27 protein-coding genes are annotated in these 21,661 nt (G+C 39.6%); 16 read left to right on the top strand and 11 right to left on the bottom strand.

Annotated elements, in window-relative coordinates; genetic code table 11:
• Window positions 1-22 precede the first annotated feature (22 nt).
• A complete protein-coding gene (locus IPF86_02925) occupies window positions 23-262 on the bottom strand; it encodes a YdeI/OmpD-associated family protein (protein ID QQR50013.1) in 240 nt (79 codons plus the stop codon).
• A gap of 60 nt (window positions 263-322) precedes the next feature.
• On the opposite strand from IPF86_02925, the gene IPF86_02920 reads away from it, so the two are divergent.
• The gene (locus IPF86_02920) at window positions 323-532 is read left to right on the top strand and encodes a hypothetical protein (GenBank protein QQR50012.1); all 210 of its coding nucleotides are present in this window, start codon (window positions 323-325) and stop codon (window positions 530-532) included.
• Window positions 533-613: 81 nt separating this feature from the next.
• A complete protein-coding gene (locus IPF86_02915; protein ID QQR50011.1) occupies window positions 614-799 on the top strand; it encodes a hypothetical protein in 186 nt (61 codons plus the stop codon).
• A 359-nt stretch (window positions 800-1,158) separates the two neighbouring features.
• Here IPF86_02915 and IPF86_02910 read toward each other — a convergent pair whose 3' ends face one another.
• The gene (locus IPF86_02910) at window positions 1,159-1,602 is read right to left on the bottom strand and encodes a hypothetical protein (protein QQR50010.1); all 444 of its coding nucleotides are present in this window, start codon (window positions 1,600-1,602) and stop codon (window positions 1,159-1,161) included.
• A 100-nt stretch (window positions 1,603-1,702) separates the two neighbouring features.
• Here IPF86_02910 and IPF86_02905 point away from each other — a divergent pair, with 100 nt between their 5' ends.
• From IPF86_02905 to IPF86_02890, 4 genes are all read left to right on the top strand, one after another.
• A complete protein-coding gene (locus IPF86_02905) occupies window positions 1,703-2,095 on the top strand; it encodes a DoxX family protein (GenBank protein QQR50009.1) in 393 nt (130 codons plus the stop codon).
• A 5-nt stretch (window positions 2,096-2,100) separates the two neighbouring features.
• On the top strand, window positions 2,101-2,532 hold the full coding sequence (locus IPF86_02900; protein ID QQR50008.1) for an SRPBCC domain-containing protein: 432 nt from the start codon (window positions 2,101-2,103) through the stop codon (window positions 2,530-2,532).
• The gene (locus tag IPF86_02895; protein ID QQR50007.1) at window positions 2,529-2,897 is read left to right on the top strand and encodes a DUF1801 domain-containing protein; all 369 of its coding nucleotides are present in this window, start codon (window positions 2,529-2,531) and stop codon (window positions 2,895-2,897) included. Before IPF86_02900 ends, IPF86_02895 begins: the two co-directional genes overlap by 4 nt.
• Before the next feature lie 97 nt (window positions 2,898-2,994).
• Window positions 2,995-3,285, top strand: a complete 291-nt coding sequence (locus tag IPF86_02890) for a hypothetical protein (GenBank protein ID QQR50699.1) — start codon at window positions 2,995-2,997, stop codon at window positions 3,283-3,285.
• 70 nt (window positions 3,286-3,355) lie between these two features.
• On the opposite strand, the gene IPF86_02885 is transcribed toward IPF86_02890, so the two are convergent.
• Window positions 3,356-4,441: a hypothetical protein gene (locus IPF86_02885; GenBank protein ID QQR50006.1), complete on the bottom strand. Its 1,086-nt coding sequence runs from the start codon at window positions 4,439-4,441 to the stop codon at window positions 3,356-3,358.
• Between the two features lie 86 nt (window positions 4,442-4,527).
• On the opposite strand from IPF86_02885, the gene IPF86_02880 reads away from it, so the two are divergent.
• The 3 genes from IPF86_02880 (at window position 4,528) to IPF86_02870 (ending at window position 6,763) form a co-directional block, all read left to right on the top strand.
• Window positions 4,528-5,034, top strand: a complete 507-nt coding sequence (locus IPF86_02880; GenBank protein ID QQR50005.1) for a VOC family protein — start codon at window positions 4,528-4,530, stop codon at window positions 5,032-5,034.
• A 245-nt stretch (window positions 5,035-5,279) separates the two neighbouring features.
• Entirely contained in the window at window positions 5,280-5,900 is a 621-nt protein-coding gene (locus IPF86_02875; protein QQR50004.1) for a hypothetical protein, read from the top strand.
• 5 nt (window positions 5,901-5,905) lie between these two features.
• Window positions 5,906-6,763 carry a neutral zinc metallopeptidase gene (locus IPF86_02870; GenBank protein QQR50003.1) on the top strand — a complete coding sequence of 286 codons (858 nt, stop codon included), beginning with the start codon at window positions 5,906-5,908 and terminating at the stop codon, window positions 6,761-6,763.
• A gap of 4 nt (window positions 6,764-6,767) precedes the next feature.
• Here IPF86_02870 and IPF86_02865 read toward each other — a convergent pair whose 3' ends face one another.
• From IPF86_02865 to IPF86_02855, 3 genes are read right to left on the bottom strand one after another with little or no spacing between them, the layout of a single operon-like run.
• A complete protein-coding gene (locus tag IPF86_02865; GenBank protein QQR50002.1) occupies window positions 6,768-7,580 on the bottom strand; it encodes an ABC transporter permease in 813 nt (270 codons plus the stop codon).
• Between the two features lies 1 nt (window position 7,581).
• Window positions 7,582-8,535: an ATP-binding cassette domain-containing protein gene (locus IPF86_02860; GenBank protein QQR50001.1), complete on the bottom strand. Its 954-nt coding sequence runs from the start codon at window positions 8,533-8,535 to the stop codon at window positions 7,582-7,584.
• Between the two features lie 52 nt (window positions 8,536-8,587).
• The gene (locus IPF86_02855; GenBank protein QQR50000.1) at window positions 8,588-9,313 is read right to left on the bottom strand and encodes a ZIP family metal transporter; all 726 of its coding nucleotides are present in this window, start codon (window positions 9,311-9,313) and stop codon (window positions 8,588-8,590) included.
• Between the two features lie 65 nt (window positions 9,314-9,378).
• Here IPF86_02855 and IPF86_02850 point away from each other — a divergent pair, with 65 nt between their 5' ends.
• Window positions 9,379-10,263 carry a YihY/virulence factor BrkB family protein gene (locus tag IPF86_02850; protein ID QQR49999.1) on the top strand — a complete coding sequence of 295 codons (885 nt, stop codon included), beginning with the start codon at window positions 9,379-9,381 and terminating at the stop codon, window positions 10,261-10,263.
• 72 nt (window positions 10,264-10,335) lie between these two features.
• On the top strand, window positions 10,336-10,500 hold the full coding sequence (locus IPF86_02845; protein QQR49998.1) for a hypothetical protein: 165 nt from the start codon (window positions 10,336-10,338) through the stop codon (window positions 10,498-10,500).
• Window positions 10,501-10,561: 61 nt separating this feature from the next.
• On the opposite strand, the gene IPF86_02840 is transcribed toward IPF86_02845, so the two are convergent.
• Window positions 10,562-10,987 carry an SET domain-containing protein gene (locus tag IPF86_02840; protein QQR49997.1) on the bottom strand — a complete coding sequence of 142 codons (426 nt, stop codon included), beginning with the start codon at window positions 10,985-10,987 and terminating at the stop codon, window positions 10,562-10,564.
• A gap of 29 nt (window positions 10,988-11,016) precedes the next feature.
• Here IPF86_02840 and IPF86_02835 point away from each other — a divergent pair, with 29 nt between their 5' ends.
• On the top strand, window positions 11,017-11,619 hold the full coding sequence (locus IPF86_02835; GenBank protein ID QQR49996.1) for a hypothetical protein: 603 nt from the start codon (window positions 11,017-11,019) through the stop codon (window positions 11,617-11,619).
• A gap of 49 nt (window positions 11,620-11,668) precedes the next feature.
• On the opposite strand, the gene IPF86_02830 is transcribed toward IPF86_02835, so the two are convergent.
• Window positions 11,669-12,397, bottom strand: a complete 729-nt coding sequence (locus IPF86_02830; protein QQR49995.1) for a hypothetical protein — start codon at window positions 12,395-12,397, stop codon at window positions 11,669-11,671.
• Window positions 12,398-12,521: 124 nt separating this feature from the next.
• Between IPF86_02830 and IPF86_02825 the strand changes: the two genes are divergently transcribed.
• Entirely contained in the window at window positions 12,522-13,046 is a 525-nt protein-coding gene (locus tag IPF86_02825; GenBank protein ID QQR49994.1) for a hypothetical protein, read from the top strand.
• 5 nt (window positions 13,047-13,051) lie between these two features.
• The gene (gene uppP / locus IPF86_02820; protein ID QQR49993.1) at window positions 13,052-13,813 is read left to right on the top strand and encodes an undecaprenyl-diphosphatase UppP; all 762 of its coding nucleotides are present in this window, start codon (window positions 13,052-13,054) and stop codon (window positions 13,811-13,813) included.
• Window positions 13,814-13,863: 50 nt separating this feature from the next.
• Here the strand turns inward: uppP and IPF86_02815 are convergent, their stop codons facing one another.
• Window positions 13,864-14,853 (bottom strand): hypothetical protein, encoded by a 990-nt coding sequence (locus IPF86_02815; GenBank protein QQR49992.1) that lies wholly within the window; start codon window positions 14,851-14,853, stop codon window positions 13,864-13,866.
• Window positions 14,854-15,025: 172 nt separating this feature from the next.
• Between IPF86_02815 and IPF86_02810 the strand changes: the two genes are divergently transcribed.
• Entirely contained in the window at window positions 15,026-15,613 is a 588-nt protein-coding gene (locus tag IPF86_02810) for a hypothetical protein (protein QQR49991.1), read from the top strand.
• Window positions 15,614-15,659: 46 nt separating this feature from the next.
• Here IPF86_02810 and IPF86_02805 read toward each other — a convergent pair whose 3' ends face one another.
• Entirely contained in the window at window positions 15,660-16,280 is a 621-nt protein-coding gene (locus IPF86_02805) for a hypothetical protein (protein ID QQR49990.1), read from the bottom strand.
• A gap of 387 nt (window positions 16,281-16,667) precedes the next feature.
• Between IPF86_02805 and IPF86_02800 the strand changes: the two genes are divergently transcribed.
• A complete protein-coding gene (locus tag IPF86_02800; GenBank protein ID QQR49989.1) occupies window positions 16,668-18,851 on the top strand; it encodes a sulfatase-like hydrolase/transferase in 2,184 nt (727 codons plus the stop codon).
• A gap of 58 nt (window positions 18,852-18,909) precedes the next feature.
• Here IPF86_02800 and secA read toward each other — a convergent pair whose 3' ends face one another.
• Window positions 18,910-21,432, bottom strand: coding sequence for a preprotein translocase subunit SecA (gene secA, locus IPF86_02795; GenBank protein ID QQR49988.1), 2,523 nt, complete (start codon window positions 21,430-21,432; stop codon window positions 18,910-18,912).
• Window positions 21,433-21,661: the final 229 nt, after the last annotated feature.

Genomic DNA, 21,661 nt, shown 5'->3' with positions numbered 1-21,661 from the left:
GTAGTCAGTCTCCTGTATTAAATTATTTAGAGCGATGCATACACCCAGCCCAACAGCACGGTCGGCGCATACCACCCCCAAGCTTTGAGAGTGCTTTCTCGATGCGAATACTCCTCGTCTCAGCTTTTTTACCTGACGTAACCCAGCAGATCCACTCATTGCGTGCGAGTGGTGTAATATTTTTCCATACAGCGAGAGCTTTCGGAACGGAAGCAAGTGCTTTTCTCAAATCCACTGGTAGTATGTGTGGCATATTGGTCATACACTTATCTTATCAAATCCTCAGAATGATTTATACTGTTTTAATTGGTATACTAAAATTATGCAAAAAATAGCTACAAAAATCTTTATTTATTCATCTATTATGTTTGGGATCATTGGTATCTTAATTGTGTTGACATCTGGCGGACCCGATACACCAGATACTCCTACTAGTGAGATGTTGATTAGACTTCTCTTTGCAACCGTCTTTATTATATTGCCTTCATTTGCCTTAAGTGTCGCGAGTAAATACCTCAACAGTAAATTCTAAATCTAATACTTCTCCTTTCCTTCCGTGCTTCTGTCCAGGCTGTAAAAGTGTGTTCAAATACATTTTTGTTACTATATCAATATGACCTACCCAGAATTTATAAAAGAATTAAGTGAGCGATTTGGAGAAGAAACAGGCATCATCATGGCTCTCCGAGCAGAAGTTGGTTTCTTGCGTAGATATCTTGAGGCTCACAGTGGCCCAGAATTTCAAAAAGAACAAGAAACCATGATTGAAGATTTTTTAAATCGCCACCAAAAAAAATAGACAATTAAGCTTTATTTTTCATTCGCGTGGTAATGATCTGATACAAACTAAAAATCACACCACAATTTACCATGACTGCCCCGAAGATAAGTGAGAAACCTTTGTAGTATATCCCCTTCACAAACAAGATACACCGCACCGCAAAGACGGTACACTGAGGCACAAGTGAGACATTGACTGCACTATGATTTGCTCGGACAATCAAACCTTGGTGAAAATATCCTGCAGAGACGACTATCAAACAAATGACGAGTGCAATACTCAAGACAAATTGCCTGTCCCAAAATAATGTGACATCTGCAAGTTAAGTATAGAGAAAGAAAGTAGTCCCAGTGACAAAAAGAGTAGCACTGAGTATTTCAAGATAAGCTTTTTTCATTTTGTTCTAAAGACGCTCGTGTAGCAAGAAGATATAGGATAATAATATAGATAATATGATCGTCAATGAGCGGATTGTTCTCTGGAGGCAATACTGAAAGGTACATCAAAATGAGCATTACTGAACCGACAACACTTCCCCACTTCACAAATTTGTTTAATGCAAGTGTCAGTCCGACAAACAGGAGTCCAAGCATGAACAGCCAGTCGACAATCCCAACTCCTGCCAAGGATTGAAATAACTCGGCAAAAGGACCTTTGGTGGCATTCATGAGAAATCCTGTCGTTGGTGAACCGCCATGAAGCCATGCCCGGTCAGCGGTCGTGGCGAATCCAAGACCAAATAATTTATCAGCAAAGGCCCAGAGAAAAATAAAAGCCATCCCCAATCGCAATATTAAAAATGCTGGTTTTTGTAATTTCATATATTCTAAGTATACTCCCTAAATCTTTCTTGTGCAGTGTTGAGAGTCCACTTACTTCATATTTGTTTGTCAAAAGATTATTCTGGGGTACTATAGAGAAATGAAAAAATATAAAATCATTTTTTGGGTGACCACAGGGCTTATCTTTTTATTAGAAGGTGTCATGTCAGCATTTACCGGACATAGTGAAATGTCTATCACGGGTATCGCTAGTTTGGGTTATCCGATATATTTCGTGACAGTCATTGTTGTATTCAAAGTCCTCGGTTCACTTGCCCTTATTATTCCTCAAGTCCCTCCTCGTGTGAAAGAATGGGCATATGCTGGGTTTGGTATTGACTTCCTCTGTGCATTTATAAGCATTTGGATCGTTGGCGGCTTTTCCAGCGCACTTGCTTTACCTGTTATTGCACTTGTTGTCCTTGTACTCTCGTACATCTCATACCACAAACTTCACCCAGTATTTGTAAGTGATCTACCTAAAATTTCATAACTAACATGTCAGATAAAATTACCGTTGAAATAACTATCAATGCATCTATAGAAAAAGTTTGGGAGTATTGGACTGTACCAGAACACATCACGAAGTGGGCATTTGCTTCAGAGGACTGGGAAGCACCAAGCGCAGAAAATAATCTACACATTGGCGGCACATTTAAAACAACAATGGCTGCCAAAGACGGAAGTGCTAGTTTTGACTTTATGGGCACTTACACCAATGTCGTGCCTAACGAACTTATTGAGTACGATATGGACAAAGCCCCAAATGAAGAAATACCTCGACATGTGAAAATTGAATTTATTGAAACTCCAGCCGGGGTAAAAATTATTGAAACATTTGATCCAGAAAATGAAAATCCACTCGACATGCAACGTAGTGGTTGGCAAGCAATACTTGGGAATTTTAAAACGTATGTCGAAAAGATATGATTCAAGCAAAAAATGTTGATTCTTATGTAAGGCTAGCCCCGAAAGAAACGCGAGAAAAATTAAAAGAACTGCGAAAAATCATTACAACAGTAGCACCCGCCGCTGAAGAACGTCTTAGCTATGGAATGCCCTACTATAGTTATAAAAAGCAGTTAGTCTATTTTGCATTCGCGAAAAAGCATATTGGGTTGTATATCCCCCCACCAATCATTGCAGAGAACAAAAAAGAATTGAAGGATTACAAGACAGCAAAAGCTACTGTTCAATTCCCATTAGATAAAAAACTGCCCGTCACCCTTATTAAAAAATTAATTAAGGCGCGGATGAAATATAATGAGGAGAAAGAAAAATCTAAAAGAAAATAAGATTTACCACCGGGATGGCAGTATCCGGGCCAAAGGAAAAATGGTTGATGGTATAAGCGACGGGTATTGGGAATGGTTCCGTAAGGATGGTACGAGAATGCGATCCGGAAATTTTGTTATGGGTAAACAAGTTGGAGAATGGATTACCTACGACAAGAAAGGCAAATGTTATAAAATTAATCTATTTGATAAAAAGAAAACTGATTTTAAGATGTTAAGTGCACCTGCCCAACGTGCACTTGCAAATGCTCACATTACTACCATTGCAGAACTGGCAAAATGGAGTGAAGAAAAATTACTTACATTGCATGGTATGGGCCCAAGTTCTCTTCCGAAACTCCGTACAGCACTAAAAGCAAGTGGAAAGTCGTTTAAAGTGAATAAGTAGGTATTAATACCTACTATATTTATTTTTCTCGACAAAATAAAAACCCTCTTTTTGGGGGAGGGTTTTACATTTACTCGACTTTCTTTTCTTGCCGCATAGCTCTGAACATGTGTATTGAAGTTTTGAATGCTGGCAAACTGAGCTGGGTTTTAAGAAATTCAAGATTAGTTTCAATTATGAACTTCGACATTTCACCGATTCCTTTAATACTGGTTCCATATTTACAAAGGAGTTCTCTAAATTCCTCATGCGAAATCCAGATGACTGGATTAGTGACATAGATTGATGAATGTTGAATCATTACTCCTTCTGGTGCAAAAGAGATGCCGGGTTTCTTTACGATAGTATCCCCCATCAAGATCTGCTGACCTTGATGAATTGCAATCATAAGCTTTGTCCATTCTTCACCATATGTTTGCGGTGCAATAATTCTATTTTCAACATACCACTTCATGTAATCTTTTATAAAGGAAGCTATAACAAACGAGCTTTCATACGCAAGACCAAGCCAGGAAGTAACTAAATAATTTTTTTGAATCAGATCAGGAAAACTTCCTCGTTTTTCAATTATAGTATTAGCGATGGAATCAAATGTTTTGTAGTCATTGCGTTCAAAGTATTGCATTCGATCTACAAATTCTTGAAATTTAATCATATTGGCATGGAGCTCGACTTTAAGGGTCGGTTTCTTCCCTAGGATGTGAAACTCTTTCATGATTTGAAATAGATTTGTTGTAAATCGTCTTTCATGGAGAGAAAGCTTGTACGGATCTTTCGGATAAATCGTCGCTGCGAGTTCCTCAAGTGCGAGGTTAGGCAATGCGCCATGAATATGAGTATCTTGACTCTTTATTTCCTGCAGCAATTTCGCGAATGGGGTTGTATCTTTTGGATCAAACGCATAGCGTAGCGTCTTTATCAATTGTGGTTCATGAACCAGACTAATGATGTGTTCACTCAATGACGCACTTGGACCTGCGTAGATAAACGCATACGGATGATTGATTTTTAAAAGAATTTCTTCCAAGGCTTTAAATGACGTGAGGATATTGGAGTCAACTGGATCACTCCGTTCTGCGCCAACTCGGCGAGAAAGAGGGCATCGTACACATCCAGCTGGACATGCGTCTTTAGTCGGAAAAATTTCTATGTACATATGAAAAACATTTGAGAAAATTATACACTATATTTTTTTATAGTCAACTTTACGATTGTCGTACAAGTTTTTGGTATACTGAGCATATGCAAAAAATCACACCGTTTTTATGGTTCGACAAAGATGCAAAAGAAGCAATGGACTTTTACGTTGCCACCTTTAATACTTCACCTGGCAAAAAATCTGAGTCCGAAGTTGTGAAGATTAAATACTATCCTCCTGGCATTACCGAAGGCCCGATGGCAGGCATGGATGGCAAAGTCCTCACCGGAGTATTTACGCTCGAGGGACAGACATTTATGTGTCTCGATGGTGGATCACTTTTCAAACCCAATGAATCAATGTCATTTTTGATTGAGTGTAAAACTCAAGAAGAGATCGATCACTATTGGAATGCGTTTACCAAAGAAGGACAAGAGAGTCAATGTGGCTGGTGCAAGGACAAATGGGGGTTCTCTTGGCAAGTCTGCCCTTCAATGGAACAATTTTTCACGAGTCCTGACAGTGAAGCTAATAGGAGGGCCATGCAGGCAATGCTTGCTATGAAGAAAATCGACATAGCAAAACTCCAAGAAGCTTTCGATAATAAATAAATTGATACCTAGTATGTTTTAGAGTATACTGTAGGTACTTTTATTAAATAAACATCATATATGGCAAAACGAGGAACAACACTAAGTCCAAAGAAAAAATCACGACGATCTCATAAGACCAAGAAGCGATTGGCGGTCAAGAAAGTCATGCTCGCCAAGAAAGCAGCAAAACGAAAGAAGAAATAATAAAATCCCGCACTAGATGCGGGATTTTATTTATAGATGAAGTTGTTTATACTACGTATATGAAAAAATATATTATGCTTTTGGGTATTCTTATAAGCCTTGGTATCGTTGCAGTCTTGATTGCCACTCAAGTCCCTACTAAGCCTTATGCAAATAATAATGAATTAACAGAAATCACGGATAGCAATCTTTCGCAAATATACAAGAACAGCGAACAAGGATTCTCAATTCGATATCCTGAGGGGTACACTGTTAATGCTTCGTACTCTAGTGATTCGATCGATACAGGTGATAAAATTTTTGGCACTGAATTCAAGATCCCAACAAGTATCGTAAGTGGTACGAACCTAAGTCAAGATTCATCCATTATCATTGAACAAATTCCACAAACAAACGAATGCACTGCAAAACTATTTCTGTACGAAGGCGCAACTATATATACAGCTACAGAGAGTGGTATAACATATTCTATTGGTACGATAAGTGACGCAGCTGCAGGCAACCGTTACGAACTAACCGTTTATGCTCTTCCAGGGACAAATCCATGCATAGGTGTTAAATACTTTATCCATTACGGTGCATTTGAAAATTATGAACCAGGCACGATCACAGAATTTGACAAAGATGCACTAATCCAAGAATTTGATCAGATTCGTCGAACTCTTATTATTAATCAATAATATCTATGGCAAACTGGAATAAAATTCTATCGCGAGGAAACGTAGACGATCGCCGCGGCAGTGGATCGCTGCTTCGATTTGGAGGAGGTGGCCTCGGTATTGTCGGCATAGGAGCACTAATTGTTATAAAACTTTTAAGCGGTGGTGACATAAACGTATCTGATGTCATGTCAGTATTGCAAAACGTCCAGGTCAATCCGAGTGCGCTTGATACTTCAAAATTTGAAGGCGCGGATTCGTATGAAATCTTTACTTCAACTGTCCTCGGTTCTACTAATGATATGTGGACTAGTACACTTGCTAAAAATAACGTAGCCTACGTTCCCCCACGTCTTGTCCTCTTTCGAAATTACACCACCTCAGATTGCGGCGGTGCAGATACTGCGATTGGACCGCATTACTGCAATCTCGATGAAACTATCTACCTCGATGAAACTTTTTTTGATGAACTCCAAAAGCGTTATGGAGCTAACACGGGTGATGTAGCCCAAGCGTACGTCATAGCACATGAAGTAGGTCATCACGTCCAAAATGAATTAGGCATTCTAGAGAGTATGGACAAAGAAATGCAAATAAACCCTGACGAAGCTAACATGCAATCAATTAAATTGGAACTGCAGGCAGATTGTTTTGCAGGCCTATGGGCATATTCAATCAAAGATGCTGGAGTATTTTTACCTGGAGAAATAACAGAAGCTTTGGATGCAGCAGCAGCTGTTGGAGATGACAACATCCAAAGCAAATCTGGTGCAGTGAGGCCAGAAACGTGGACACATGGATCTTCTCTCGATCGTGTTGCTTGGTTTACCAAAGGCTTTACCAATGGCAGTCTATCGGATTGCAATACATTTGAAGCTATATAAAAAACTATCTATTTCCTTTATGCTTTCTAAAGAGATATGAAGCGAGTGGAACTGCAATGACGATAAACCCAACGCACCAGGCAATTGCGAGTTTGCCATGATTGCCTATCGGCGTGCCGATCATGAGTGAGCGTATAGCTTCTATGACATGGGTGATTGGTTGATTTTCAGCAAAGAATTTAAGCCCTTTGGGCATGCCAGTCGTCGGTACAAATGCGCTCGATGCAAAAGTTAGCGGGAATATAGCTACGAAGCCAAGCCATTGCACTGCCTCAACTGTCTTTGCAAGAAGCCCCATGATAGCTGAGAGCCATGAGATGGCAAATGTAAAGAGTAGGAGAATACCGAGAATCTGTAGCCATTCAACAAATGATGCATTTGGCCGAAAACCAACAACAAGCGCAATCCCTATCATAACGATCGATGACAATATATTCCTCACCAAGTCAGCAATAACGTGTCCCATCAGAACACCCGAGCTCACGATCGGTAATGTTTTCAATCGCTCGATGATGCCTTGCTTTAAATCATTGGCGACAGAGAGCGATGTCGTGAGCGCACCGAATGCTGCAGTCTGCACTAAAATACCCGCAACTAAATAGTTTACGTACGTAGTCTCCCCTGTGGCAATAGCTCCACCGAAAACATACCGGAACAAGAGCATGAACATAATCGGCGAAATAATAATCGAGAGCAATTGATCAAGATTTTTGAAAATATGTTTGAGACTTCGTCCAACCAAAACTCTCGTATCAGAGAAAGCGAAATATAGCTTAGAACCAGATTTTTTATTTGTTTGTATCATTGTAGTAGACATATTATTTTTCTGCTTGAGGTACATCGGCAGCATGACCAGTTAATTTCAAAAACACATCATCAAGCGTTGGTTTGTGTAATGACAGTGTTTCAACTTCTATATGTGATTGCTCGAGTATGTCGAGTACTTTTTTAACACTCGCAACTGTTCCGTCAGTTTCAATACTAATGCGACGTTCATCTTCATTAGTCTGCTTACCACTACCTTCAACTGTCCGTAGTGCTTCTTTGAAATTACTTTCTTTTTCTATAACTATCTCTAGTCTCTCTTTGCCAGCCTTCTGCTTGAGTTCATCTGCTGTGCCGTAGGCTATGATTTTGCCATGATCAAGCACAGCAATCTTGTCCGCCAGTTTGTCTGCTTCCTCTAGGTATTGCGTCGTCAAAAGTATCGTTGTCCCCTGTGCTAAAAGCTTTTTGATAATTTCCCAAATTTTAATTCGACTACGTGGATCAAGTCCAGTCGTTGGTTCATCAAGAAAAAGGATAGGAGGTGTCGCGATGAGTGACAATGCGAGGTCAAGTCGTCGTCGCATGCCGCCTGAATATGTCTTGGCACTGCGATCTTTGGCCTCAACGAGATCAAATTCAGCCAGTAACTCTGCTGCGCGTTTCTTGGCATCTACTTTTGAGAGATGGTAGAGACGTCCCATCATAATCAAATTCTCTTCCCCACTTAGAAATTCATCAACAGCTGCATACTGACCCGTAAGACCAATTGAGGAGCGAACCTGGTCAGGTTCGGCAACTACATCAAATCCTGCAATACGTACTTGTCCTGAATCTGGGGTGAGAAGCGTACTTAAAATCCGTACTATGGTTGTTTTACCAGCACCGTTAGGCCCAAGAAGGGCCAGCATCGTTCCAGAAGCGACTTCTAGATCAATTCCTGTTAGTACATTGACATCTTTGAATGATTTCGTAAGGTTTTTAATTGTAATAATTGATTCCTGCATACAAAGAGCATAGCATAGCTACCTAAGGATTTTCTAGCTATTAAATTCACACTTAGATGCCTGCCACTTGTATTGCACTGAAAAGTACCCCAGCACCAACAAGTGTTGCAATCGTTGTCCAGATTGTTGGATGATTGTGATGACTTTCTGGCAATAAATCACTTGCTCCGATATAGAGAAAGAAACCCGAGAATACTGCCAAGATAATCCCTAAAATATTTTGCGGAAGTGTAAAGAAAAGTGTCGCTACAACTCCAGCAATAGGTGCGAGTGCATCTATCATGAGCCATTTTTTTGCTTCTTGGACATTGCCATTGTTTTTTAAAATAAGATTAACTGTATTAATACCATCTGAGAAATCATGCACCAAGACAGCACTCGTAACAACGAGCCCCACCGCACTTGAAACTTGAAAAGCGAGACCGACAAGAAGTCCATCAAGAAAACTGTGAATGGAAAGACTACCCGCGCCCAAGAGTCCACGTTTTGTTGAACCAGCATGTTCGTGTACATGTTCATCATGACTGTGAAATATAACGAATCGGTCAAGAATCATAAACCCAAAAAATCCAACCGCAGTTATCGATAGCATTGTTGGGATACTATAGAATGCCTCCCCCAGTTCTACAGCCTCAGGTATCAGATCAAAAAAAGCAACCGCTATTACTGCCCCAGCACTAAATCCTAAAATAAGATGTAATTTATCCTTGAACTTTAGTGCAAATACCCCGCCAAGGTATGTCGCCAAAAATGCCAGAAAGCCAATAAATATAACCATAGGGTTTAGTGTAGCACTCATGAAATCATATTGTCTACAAAGATAATATAGCGTATCCTTGGTACATGGAACCAATAACCACTATTACTCCGCCAAATAAAAAAGTGTTTAACTACAAACAACTGGTAAAAAAAACTCTCGTACACTGGTCAAGCCACAAACCTGGACGGATGTCTGCAGCACTTTCCTACTATGCCGCATTTTCTATAGTGCCGCTTTTTATCGTCATACTTTCATTTGCAAGCTTCTTTTTTAACCAAGCCATCGTTGAAGCCAGTCTCCTTAGCTATCTCACGCATGCAGTTGGAGAAAAAACAGCCACATTCATTTCGAGTGTAATGACAGCCGCAACTTCAAATACAACATTTGTTGGTATAGCAATTAGTTTTGTATCTATCATCCTTGGTGTCACAGCACTTTTAAATTCGCTTTATACGTCGCTTGATATACTTTGGGATACCAAAACCGTCATTACAAAAACTCATAACAAAAGAAACATATTCAAAGAATTAAAAAATCATTTTCTCGTACTTGCACTATTGCCACTGCTTGGCTTATTTGTTACTGCAGCAATACTAGCAAACATTTTCTTTTCAATACTTGGTAAAATTGTCGTTGTGGGGGCTATTTCACTAACCGCTTACCAAGTCGCTGGCTATATCCTATCAATATTATTATTAGCATGTTTCTTTGCAGCTATTTATCGCATTGTGCCAAAAGAAAAATTCTCATGGGGAGCCATACTACGTGGCTCTGTAGTCACAGCCATACTTTTTATTTTTGGCGAATTATTGATTAGTTTTTTTATTGCTCACTTTGCCAATATTTCTCTGTATGGCGTCGTTGGATCGTTTATTGCACTGCTCCTTTGGTTATTTTATTCTGCTCAAATATTTTTCATTGGCGCTTCATGTACGTATGTACTCGATAAATACATGACTACTCGCTAGTGTCACGAATGAGACTAATATTCGTCAATTGTATATGTCACAGGGCGATTTATTAGCGTAATATATACATTTATGACAGATACAACACAAGCACAAAAAGACGTTGACCAAGCACGTGAAAAAACAGAAGACGCTCGTCAGGCTGAAATTAAAGCTCAAGAGCTATTAGCCAAGCAAAAACAAGAAGAAGCTAATGCGGCCAAAAAGCTTGCTGAAGCAACCAGGGACGCGAAGTAAAAACTGTCATACAGAGGTCATGAAAAAAACCAGAGAAAGATATAGCACCTGCTATATCTTTCTACTTTTTACTACGTATCTTGCCCTGACCATCGCAGAAACCACACTTACATCCATGTGGCTTAATAAATTCATCAAAATATTCCTTGCCATAATCATAGGTGATTTCTTCACTAGAAAGTATTGTTCGCTTGGCTGAAATTATAATCTTCATCTTTATGACATCAGCTTCGGCATTCGGCAGACATGAATGATTAATGTAGCGAGCAATATTAGTGCGTGATTTGCCATCGAGTGTAAACTTACTATTGAGTTCAAACAAGTATTTACCCTTACTTTCATCAGCTTCTTTGGCGGTAATAATCTCCCCTACGTATTCTATGATGTCCCTATTTTTCTCAATCAACTCCTCGGCAAAAAGCCCGAGCCCGCCGTGACCGGATCGTTTTACTTTAACATTCGGATACTTAGTTTTTATATATTCCATAAAAAACCATACTAGCATATACTGGCACTATGTTTAAAGACCTCACCAAGACTGAGCTTGCCCTTCTTAAAGAGCTCAATACACCCAAGAAAATTCAAAACTGGCTCAATACTATTCCACAAAATTTTGATGAGACACTATATTCCCCTCGTTTAGTAATGAAAAATAAAAAAGCCCACTGTATTGAAGGTGCACTATTTGCCGCACTTGCACTTGCTTACCATGGACATAAACCACTCATACTTGATCTTAAAGCTAGCCGCAAAGATGTAGATCATGTTGTTGCACTCTTTAAAGCTGGGACATGCTGGGGAGCAATTAGTAAAACCAACTATCCTGTACTCAGATTTCGCGAAGCGGTGTACACAACTATCCGTGAACTCGTCATGTCGTACTTTCACGAGTACACAGACGCAACAGGTAGTAAAACACTGCGGAGTTACTCGAAACCTTTTGATGTATCAAAACTTGATCCATCGTGGGTCACAAGCGACGAAGACCTGTGGGATATCGGTACAGCACTCGATGAATCACCACACACTACACTTTTTACCAATTCCCAAATCCAACAATTTGCAAAAGCAACTCAATTTGAACAACAAGCAAGTGCTATAACAGAATGGAGAAAATAAAAATCGCACCCTAATAAATTGGGTGCGATATTTGTCTTTTAACTATGGCTTAGTCTAAGACAATATTTTGCTGCTTCTCCTGAATGGCAGCGATGCTATCAATCATTTCAACAGTAATTCTTTCATGATAAAGGATCACTGGATTACCAAGTGAATCAAGCTCCTCTGCATTACCATTTGAATCTACAGCGATATCAGGAGGATTTTGTAAATCATATACAACTGGATGAATTAAGTCACCGCTTGTTGTACGGAAAAATGCCGTTTTTTCTTCTTTGACGATTACAAAATAAATCCCATTATCAAATGCACTCTGTAAAACAAAAGCAGCTCTTTTTTCCCAGGATGGCATATATGTTCTTCCATCAAGAAGATCATAGTCGCCATTGTACACATCAAGAGCAAACTTGCGTTGCTCGGTGATACGAAGTGTATCACTGTTTGCAAATTGCAATGTGGTAACTTTACGGTGATATCCATATGATCCTGGGATCAATTCATTTCCAAGATAAGGTTGCTCATTTGCTGCAATCCCCCCGCCTGAATTAATGAACTCAAAATTCATATTTAATGGTGGCTGAGCTTGGAAAAAGCTCATGTACATATTTACTCCCTGATCTGTGGAGTTAATAAATTGTACAGGCCTGGCATCAAAAATGCGAAATTGCCAATTAAGTGGATTTGATATGCTCGAAGGCACTGGTTTGTGACATGCAGTAGTAAGCAGTAAAAATCCGAAAAAAGATAAGGTGAGAAACTGACTGAAGTATTTTTTCATAGTAGATTATTTTTTTGTGAGAAGAACTTAGACTTGTATCATATCACATATATATGAAAAAGTCAACTGTTTAGAGTGCCATATATAACTTAAAAACCTTTACTTTACATGGTATAATTGACCTATGTCAAACATACACCCCCTTTTTGTGCACTTCCCTATAGCCTTATTTACCATCTTTACCCTACTCGAAATTCTGCCATGGAGACGATTTCAGCGGTCACGGCCTGCATTTGCGATTAAAGCAACATTTATCATCATTGGTAGCCTCTCCTCACTGGTGACACTTAAAACCGGCGAAATGGCAGAAGAAGCACTTGGCAATAGTTCAAGTATTCACAATCTCGTCGAGACACATTCGACCTTTGCTAATGCTGCATCCTATATCTACGGCTTCATCGCACTCCTGTACCTCATAACCCTCATAGAACGATATGCACCACTAGGTGACAAATCTCCTCGACTCATTTCTATTTGGAATAGAGTGCTAAAAATCAAAAATTATTTCTGGAAAAGATTTTTTCTTGTACCACTTGCTATTATAGGCCTTGCACTTATCACGATCACTGGCTCATTAGGCGCCGCTATTGTCTACGGACCTGATATTGATCCAGTCGTAAAATTTATCTATAGCATGTTCGCGAATTAACTCACATGCACGTATTTCAAGCATTTATTCTAGGCATCATCGAAGGAATAACAGAATTTCTCCCAATATCATCCACTGGTCATCTCATTATTGCCAATCATATTCTGAACATTCCTGAAACCGAGTTCGTCAAAAGTTTCGATATTATTATTCAGCTCGGCGCAATTCTGGCTGTTGTTGTACTTTATCTCAAGAAAATATTGGCAAATGTGCCAACATTCAAAAAAGTCGCATTTGCATTTATCCCTACTGCAATCATCGGCTTTGTCCTCTACCCTTTTATCAAAAGTTTTCTTCTTGGAAACATCATGATTGTCGCTACTGCACTCCTTGTCGGCGGCATCATCATGATAGCTCTCGAGCTATATTGGCGAAACAGCATGAGACTCGAAAATGCTATTACGTATAAGCGCGCTGGACTCGTAGGAATTTTCCAAACCCTCGCTGTCATTCCTGGCGTATCACGGTCAGGCGCAACAATTATTGGTGGACTTATTCTCGGCATTCCACGAGAAACGATAGTAGAATTTTCATTCCTACTCGCCATACCTACTATGGCCGCAGCGACAGGGTTTGACCTGATGAAGACTGGGTTTGCTTTTACAACCAATGAATACCTACTACTCTCTGTAGGCTTTATAACGTCATTTGTCACAGCACTTATCGCCATCAAAGTATTCTTGAACTTCATCAAAAATCACACGTTCATAGGTTTCGGGATCTATCGAATTATTGTAGGTATTCTTATACTACTTTTTCTCGTATAGAAAATAAAAAAAACCGCAACATATGTCGCGGTTTTGAACACTTCAATTAATCACAAGGTTATAATTTTTTTACCTTGTGCAATAATTTTGCCCGTTGCATCTTTTCCTATAACTTTCAGAGTATAAGTAAACCCTGGAGTTAATATAATTGGCGATGCGGAGCCGGTAATATTATCAGCTTGTGACAAATTTTCTTGCTCATAATAAACTATAAGTTTATATGTTGCACCAATCAATTTTTTATCCCAGCTTACAATCCCCTCCCTTCCTCCTTGAGCATTTAATTTACCTGGGGTGAAAGTGATATTTAATGCGACTGTATCTGTGGAAACGCTTCCATTTCTACTTGGCAATCCTCCTTTTCCAGAAACTGTTGGATTCGTTTTTGTAACTGAATCTTTTTTCACAGTAGTATTAGGAGATGCTAACGGTGCGGATGCTGAAGGTTCTGTAGATTGTCCAAACAAAACACCAGATGCTTCCTTTCTGTCTACCGGTGCGGAATGAAAGTTTGGCTTAACTATCAAATATGGTAGTGTATCGAATCTGTAACGAAACTCACGACCATCATAATAGATAATACTATCAGAAGCATCTCCATAGTCATCAATAAATCGATACCCCTTATCATCACTTTCAAAGTTTAAAAACTTATCATGATCAGATTTTAGAGTATCAAATAAAACATCCAAAATATAATCAGGCTGTGTTCCACTCAGGTCTTTTGCCAGCCCTGGTTTACCGGCTTTAAAATTCCGATACATTTCTGGACGAGCATAGACATTGATAACTCCCTCAACCTTTACATCATAACCGGTGTCAACTGCAAATAATTCAATGCTAGAGCTTAAATAAAACTGAGTTGAATCTTTGATTCTTTGAGGGATTAAATTCAGCCCCCCTGGTTCATTGCTGACCATCTTAACGGTCAGTGTATCCTGTTTTTTTTCTTCAGGAGTTTTGTCAGCTTTTTTGAAAAGCCCACATGAACTGAAAAGGATACTAGCGATAGCAAAAATAAAGAGAATTCTTGTTTTCATTCTGTTATGTTTTTGTTTTTATGAATTTAAAAAGAGTTTTATATTTGGTATCATTATACCAAATACATATCAATAAGTCAATAGAGTAAGCATAGAAAATAACCTTACAGTATAAGCTTTTTTGACAAAGGGTATAAACTTTGTATAATTAGACAAACTAAAGCACTTTGTTATGAAACAAACGTTAAGTTCTTGGCATAGCATTGTCGGCACCTTGTACTTTGTACTAAAGTCCGAGTTTGCTGAAAAAGTTAAGGGGGTTCCCCCTGATGAAGCCGTAAAAAAGATAATAACGGCAATATGCAAAAGCGAAAGCAGAAACCATTTGCAGATTTCTTCTGCAAATGAAAGCATTGGACAGTTCCAATTGAATTTTGCAAGATACATAAAAGATTTGACAAATCCTATGCGTATTTTTTACCCCCTTGCAGCATTCTTGGTCTGGAATAGTGAAGCTCGCTCATCTTATACGGTTCGAGACTTCATGAGCCTCATCAGCAGAAGGAAGAAGCAAACTAATACAATTATTCATCTATCCTGGGCAAAGGAAGTAGAGGTTGTATTTAATGCGATCCCTGAATACAAGCATTTGCAGGAGCAATTCTTAAACGACCATCCTACAGAAAATAGGGACATGCTTGAGAAATTTATTGGGGGCTGCCTCCATGAAAAAGAGCTCATCAAGACTTCCGGAGGTATTGAACGAGTCAACCAAGGCGAACTCTTCACACCGAGTCATGCTAGTGGCCAATGGCGATAGCAACAAAAGAAAAAAGCGCAATCACTGATTGCGCTTTTCCCTTTTATTAGGCTTCTTGAGTTGTATGTGTTTCAATATTCTTCATAATATTCATCACTTGTTCAGGGTACCGAGGTACGATTGAACGAGGATTATAACTTTCGAGAATTTGAATAGTTGTTTTATTTTCGTAGTACTTTGCTGTTGTCGTCATGTTTCCACCCAAATGCTTGGCAATCGTATCGATTGCTTCATTATAAGATTTGAAACCACGCTTACAGGAATGCCATCCCCAGGCATTGTTCGGCACGCTTTTACAAGCATGTATACCGCCCGTAGATTCACGAACTGCAATCGCAGGCAATAGATATGAATCAATGTCGTTTGCTTCAGCAGCAAGAACCATCTTCATACCATAGCCAACTAGTGGCTTCATGCCGTTATCGAGAAAATAATTGTCAATCTGTTTGGCCTTAATGATACGTTCCTCCTGTTTGTTATCAGTGGACTTTTCATCAAGGAGCCTAATTTCTTCGGACATTGATACTGCTACAGTAGGAAGCTTTGTACTAACTAGTGGGAAAGTGGCAAAGTTTGTCGCCAAAATAGGAATAACGACAAATGACTGTAGAGAGCGTATAAGTATGTTTTTACCCATAACTGATGGTTTTGCTCCATCAAACGTCATATCGGTATAGCCGAACTTCGGCCTCTAATTAAAAAACTCCATAAGACAATAGACTTTTGGAGATGCCCATATACTAGCATGTTTGACACAAGAAGTCAATAGTTAGACAACATTTTTGTAGTGTGTCAAATGAAAAATATCCTTATTTTATAAGGATATTTTAGAGATTAAACATTGACAAATATACAGTAAATATGTGTAGTTTTAGCAGACTTTATAAAATTCTTTACTTTAATCGAAAAATAGATACAAAACGAGTAAAACATATCAATTTTTACCTAAAAAACTAAACAATAGAAATCCATAATTGTAAAAAAATACAATAAATGCTTAAATAGATCCAAGGCATTTTTTAAAAAACGAATAAAAAACCAAAAACCTACACCTATGAAAAAGATCCTCACCTTCTTCTTGGCGATAGTGATTTCAGTCACTATCCCCTTTAACTTTTCAATGGCAGTATGCACACCGCCAGGACCCGTTGCAGTTAAAACACTGACCAATGTAACTGAATGTTCAGTTACGGTTAACTGGAACACGGTGGCAAATGCCACTTATTATGAATTAAGTTATCGAAAAATTAATCCCAATGGAAATTGGACAATTGTAAACGTAGGTAATGTAACCACGTATATAGTGACAGGACTTATCGGAGACACCCAGTATGCGTTCAAATTGCAAGGATTTTGCGCCGACAGTACCCCTGGGGCTACACAAAACGGCAAGAATACCACAACGCTTGCCTGCAGTCTGCCTTCAAATGTGCAGGTAAGTAATATTACCAACACGTCTGCAACAGTTGCATGGTCAGCTGCATGTAACCCAAATGCATTTGTGGAATATAGACCAATTGGAACAACTCCATGGACCATACTATCTGGAGGCACAAGCATAAACCTAACAGGATTAGTAGTAGGCACGATGTACCAGGTCAGAATAAATAGCTGTGATACAGCTATTGAAGCTAATTGGACATCGATTACTACATTTACCACCACTGGTGGCATTCCCCATCCAAACGTTATATTTATCCTTTTGGATGATTCCAGGTATGATTGGTTCAGTTGTAATGGTGCTGCATCCTTCTTTCAAACTCCCAATATTGATCGAATAGCAAATGAGGGAGCGAAATTTACTAACTGCTATAGCCAATATTCGCTATGTGCTCCCACGCGAGCAACCTTGTTAACAGGACGGCGTGCGAACGTTCATCATGTCACTGATAACTCAAAACAAGCTCAGTTTGATAAAACCCTACCAAGAGTGCCCAAAATCCTTCGTGAAAGTGGAATTTACACAGGATTGATCGGGAAAAACCACGAAATTCAGGCGTATGCAGACGGAGATTGGGACTATTGGTATGAAGTGTTGTCGAACGACGAAGCCACAAAGAAGAATGTGAATATTAATTCAGATGGACCAAGCATAAAAGTGACAGGACTGAGCAGTAATTTCATAACCGACGCCGCGATTGATCGCATCCATAACGTGAACAGTCAATTCTATCTATACCTTCCCTACAAGGCACCCCATACCCCTTTTGCCTATACATCGATATACGATATATACCGCAGTTTCCCATTGCAATTAAAGCCGGACACGGCAAAGTATACGCAAAATTACGCGTCTTGGTCATACCTTTTGCCACCAGGCAAAAACTATGCTGTGGGAAGTGAACTACAGGAGCAGTACTACGATACCTATGCTGTGATCGCCGAACTTGATTACAATATTGGCAGGATACTAGATGAGCTTACCGCTACAGGCAAACTCGACAATACTATAATCATTTTCAGCTCAGATAATGGCTACATGTATGGTGAGCATCACTACAATATGAAGCGTATCGCTTATGAGCCATCGGTAAAACTGCCATTGTTTGTACGCTACCCTGCTTGGTTTGCACCTGGGACAATCGTTACAGATTTGGTAAGAAATATCGATATCCCAACAACAATTCTCGATGCTGTTGGTATACCGAATACGTTTGGTATGGATGGATATTCACTGAGAAATCTAGCAAATCATACTGCTACGGTGAATGAAATTTATTACCATTCGTTCTACACAACGGAGAATCAGTACCAGGATCTACCTTACATTCATGGACTATGGGATTTGCAGTATAAATACTTGTATTCGGGCTGTAGTAGTACGACAGAAGAATTTTTCGATTTGGTCAATGATCCGTTAGAACTGACCAATCAGATAAATAATCCTGCGTTCAGTTCAACCATTCAGTCTTACAGAGATCGTTTGTCGGCTGCAAAAATTGCTGCCAATGATCTAGCTGTTGAGACGATATTGCCTTGTTCTTTGGTGGTAAATACACCAAGAGTCGGGACTATTGATCTGGAAGAAGGAGACAATCAACTGCATGCGTATCCAAATCCAACCACCGGGAGAATTAATGTGACAGGAAATGCAGAGGAGGAAATACGAGTCTACTCAGCCAATAATAAACTCCTAATGAAAGGAATTTATGCTGGAGATATCGATTTATCAAATCAGCCAAACGGGCTGTATATAATTAAAACAAAAACGAAAGAATGCAAGATTGAAAAACAATAAGATATCTTGCAAAAACCGCCCCAAATACCAGGGGCGGTTTTTTATGTACGAAATACTATTACTTACTTTTTTCTGCCAGTAATTTTTGATGCTCAGTAGTGTTGAGCATGCCACATTTTTTCCATTTTTTACCACTACCGCATGGACAAGAATCATTGCGGCCAATTTTTGATCCACCTTCTGAAACATTACTCGCTACATTTTGCGGCTCAAGATTTTGTGCGGGATTGCTTGTAACAGTAAATTGCGGTGCTGGTGTAGGATTCTCTGGAGCAACAGTTGTCCCAGTATCAATCGTTTTAGTTAGTTCATAAACTTGCTCGAGTAATGATTGTTCGAGTTCCTTGAAAAGCCTCAAGCCTTCTTTTTTATACTCAATGAGCGGTTCACGCTGACCATATGCACGCAAATTTACCGATGAGCGAGTATATTCCATAGTTTCCAAATGCTCTGACCAGAGCGCATCAGTAACATAGAGAATAATCCGGCGAAGTGTTTCATAATACGTCTCTTCAGAGAGTAATACTTTTTTCTCTTCGGCCAATGCCGCAAGCTCTACGTGTTGAGCTATAAATCCATCAATATAGGTTTTAATTTCTTCTAAAGTACCAACCAGTAATACCCGGCGACGATCATAAATCACATGACGCTGATGGTTCATAACGTTGTCATATTCGAGCGTATACTTGCGGGCATCAAAGTGAAATCCTTCGATCTTAGCCTGCGCGCTTTCAAGTGCGCGAGAAATGAGTTTATTTTGTATTGGCTGGTCTTCAGGAATACCAAATTTGCCCATCATGCGCTTGATATTATCTGCGCCAAATACTCGCATGAGATCATCTTCGAGCGATACAAAGAAAACAGTTTCACCTGGGTCACCTTGACGACCTGAACGGCCACGCAGCTGATTATCAATACGGCGAGCTTCATGACGTTCCGTACCCAAGACAAAAAGTCCACCGAGATTTTTTACTTCTTCATTTTCTTCTGGTGTTGAAGGCTTACCACCGAGTGCAATATCAACCCCACGACCAGCCATGTTGGTAGCGATCACCACAGAGCCTTTGCGTCCTGCTTGAGAAATGATTTCACCTTCACGTTCGTGGTTTTTGGCATTAAGTATGGTATGCGGCACACCTTCTTTGGCAAGATATGCTGAAAGCATTTCATTTTTCTCGATTGAAATCGTACCAATAAGTACTGGCTGCCCTTTTTTGTTAAGCTCTTTAACTTTTTTAGCAATTGCTTGCCACTTACCGATTTCACTTTGATACACCAAGTCCGGCGTATCGATACGCTTGTTCGGCCGATGAGTCGGAATAGTCATGACTTCAAGACCGTACACCTTGAAGAATTCTTCACTTGAAGTTTTAGCCGTACCAGTCATGCCTGATAATTTTTTATACAGACGGAAGTAATTTTGGTAGGTTATAGATGCAGCTGCTTTGGTTTCTTGCTGGATCGTAACCCCCTCTTTAGCTTCCACAGCTTGGTGGATGCCTTCACTATACCTACGCCCAGGTTGCAATCGCCCAGTAAATTGATCGACGATAATAACTTCACCATCTTTGACAACATATTCCTTGTCTTTGATATACAATGCCCGCGCACGAACAGCAGTCTCAAGGTGATGGACATATTTAATGCCTTTTTCTGTATAAATATTATCTATGCCGAGCAATTTTTCTGCTTTCGTAATACCAGCATCAGTTAGTGCAATCGAATGGTGCTTCTCATCAACCGTGTAATCTTCTCCAACGGAGAGCTTGGTTGCAATATCGGCAAATGTACTATAGAGCTTTTCAGAATCTCCTGAAGGAGCAGAAATAATAAGCGGCGTTCGTGCCTCATCAATCAAAATCGAATCGATTTCATCAACTATTGCGTAATAATGTTCACGCTGGGTGAGCTGATCTTTAGAAACAACCAAATTGTCGCGCAGATAATCAAATCCAAACTCATTGTTCGTGCCATACGTAATATCAGCGAGGTATGCAGCCTTGCGCGGTGCTGGCTTTAGGAATTCATACATGACCTTAAAAGAGCTCGTCTCATCATGCTCTTTGTCATCTGCGGTATGAGTACTGTCGTAGAGATATGATACTTGTTGGCTATTGATAATACCAACTGACATGCCTAAAAAAGAATATATCTGCCCCATCCACTGTGCATCACGGCGCGCGAGATAGTCATTGACAGTGACGACGTGCACACCGCGACCTTCGAGGGCATTTAAATAGGTTGCAAGTGTTGCAACAAGTGTTTTACCTTCACCAGTTTTCATTTCGGCAATTTTGCCTTGGTGAAGCGCAATGCCACCTTCGAGCTGCACATCGTAGTGTCGCTGACCAAGCGAACGCTTCGCAGCTTCACGTACTAAGGCGAACGCCTCAGGCAACACATGATCTAATGTCTCGCCATTTTGAATACGTTCCTTGAACTCATTGGTCTTGCGTGGGAAATCCGCATCAGAGAGGCTCTGTATATCTTTTTCTAGAGCATTTATTTTTGTGAGTGTCGGCGCAACGCTTTTGGAAAATCTGCTATCGGCGTTACCAAATAATGATTTTATGAATGTCATGGCTTAGAATATAGCACAAAAGTAGCAATTTAGCATTACAAAACAAAAACCCCTGGATAGGGGGATTTTTGTTTTGTAACTTTGAAGAAAACTATTTCTTCTTCTTTTTAGCTGCAGCCTTTTTCTTTGGTGCTGCTTTCTTTGCTTTCTTTTTTGTTGCCATAGTTGTGGAATTAAGCTTGTAAAGTTTTCTGCGATGATTGCGACCACAACAAAAAAATATTTGTTG

Source organism: Candidatus Nomurabacteria bacterium, from assembly GCA_016699085.1.
In the GTDB taxonomy this organism is placed as follows: Bacteria; Patescibacteriota; Minisyncoccia; order Phycocordibacterales; family UBA9973; genus CAZLWF01.
The sequence above is the reverse complement of the archived record's forward strand: the minus strand, read 5'-3'. Positions and strand labels throughout refer to the sequence as shown.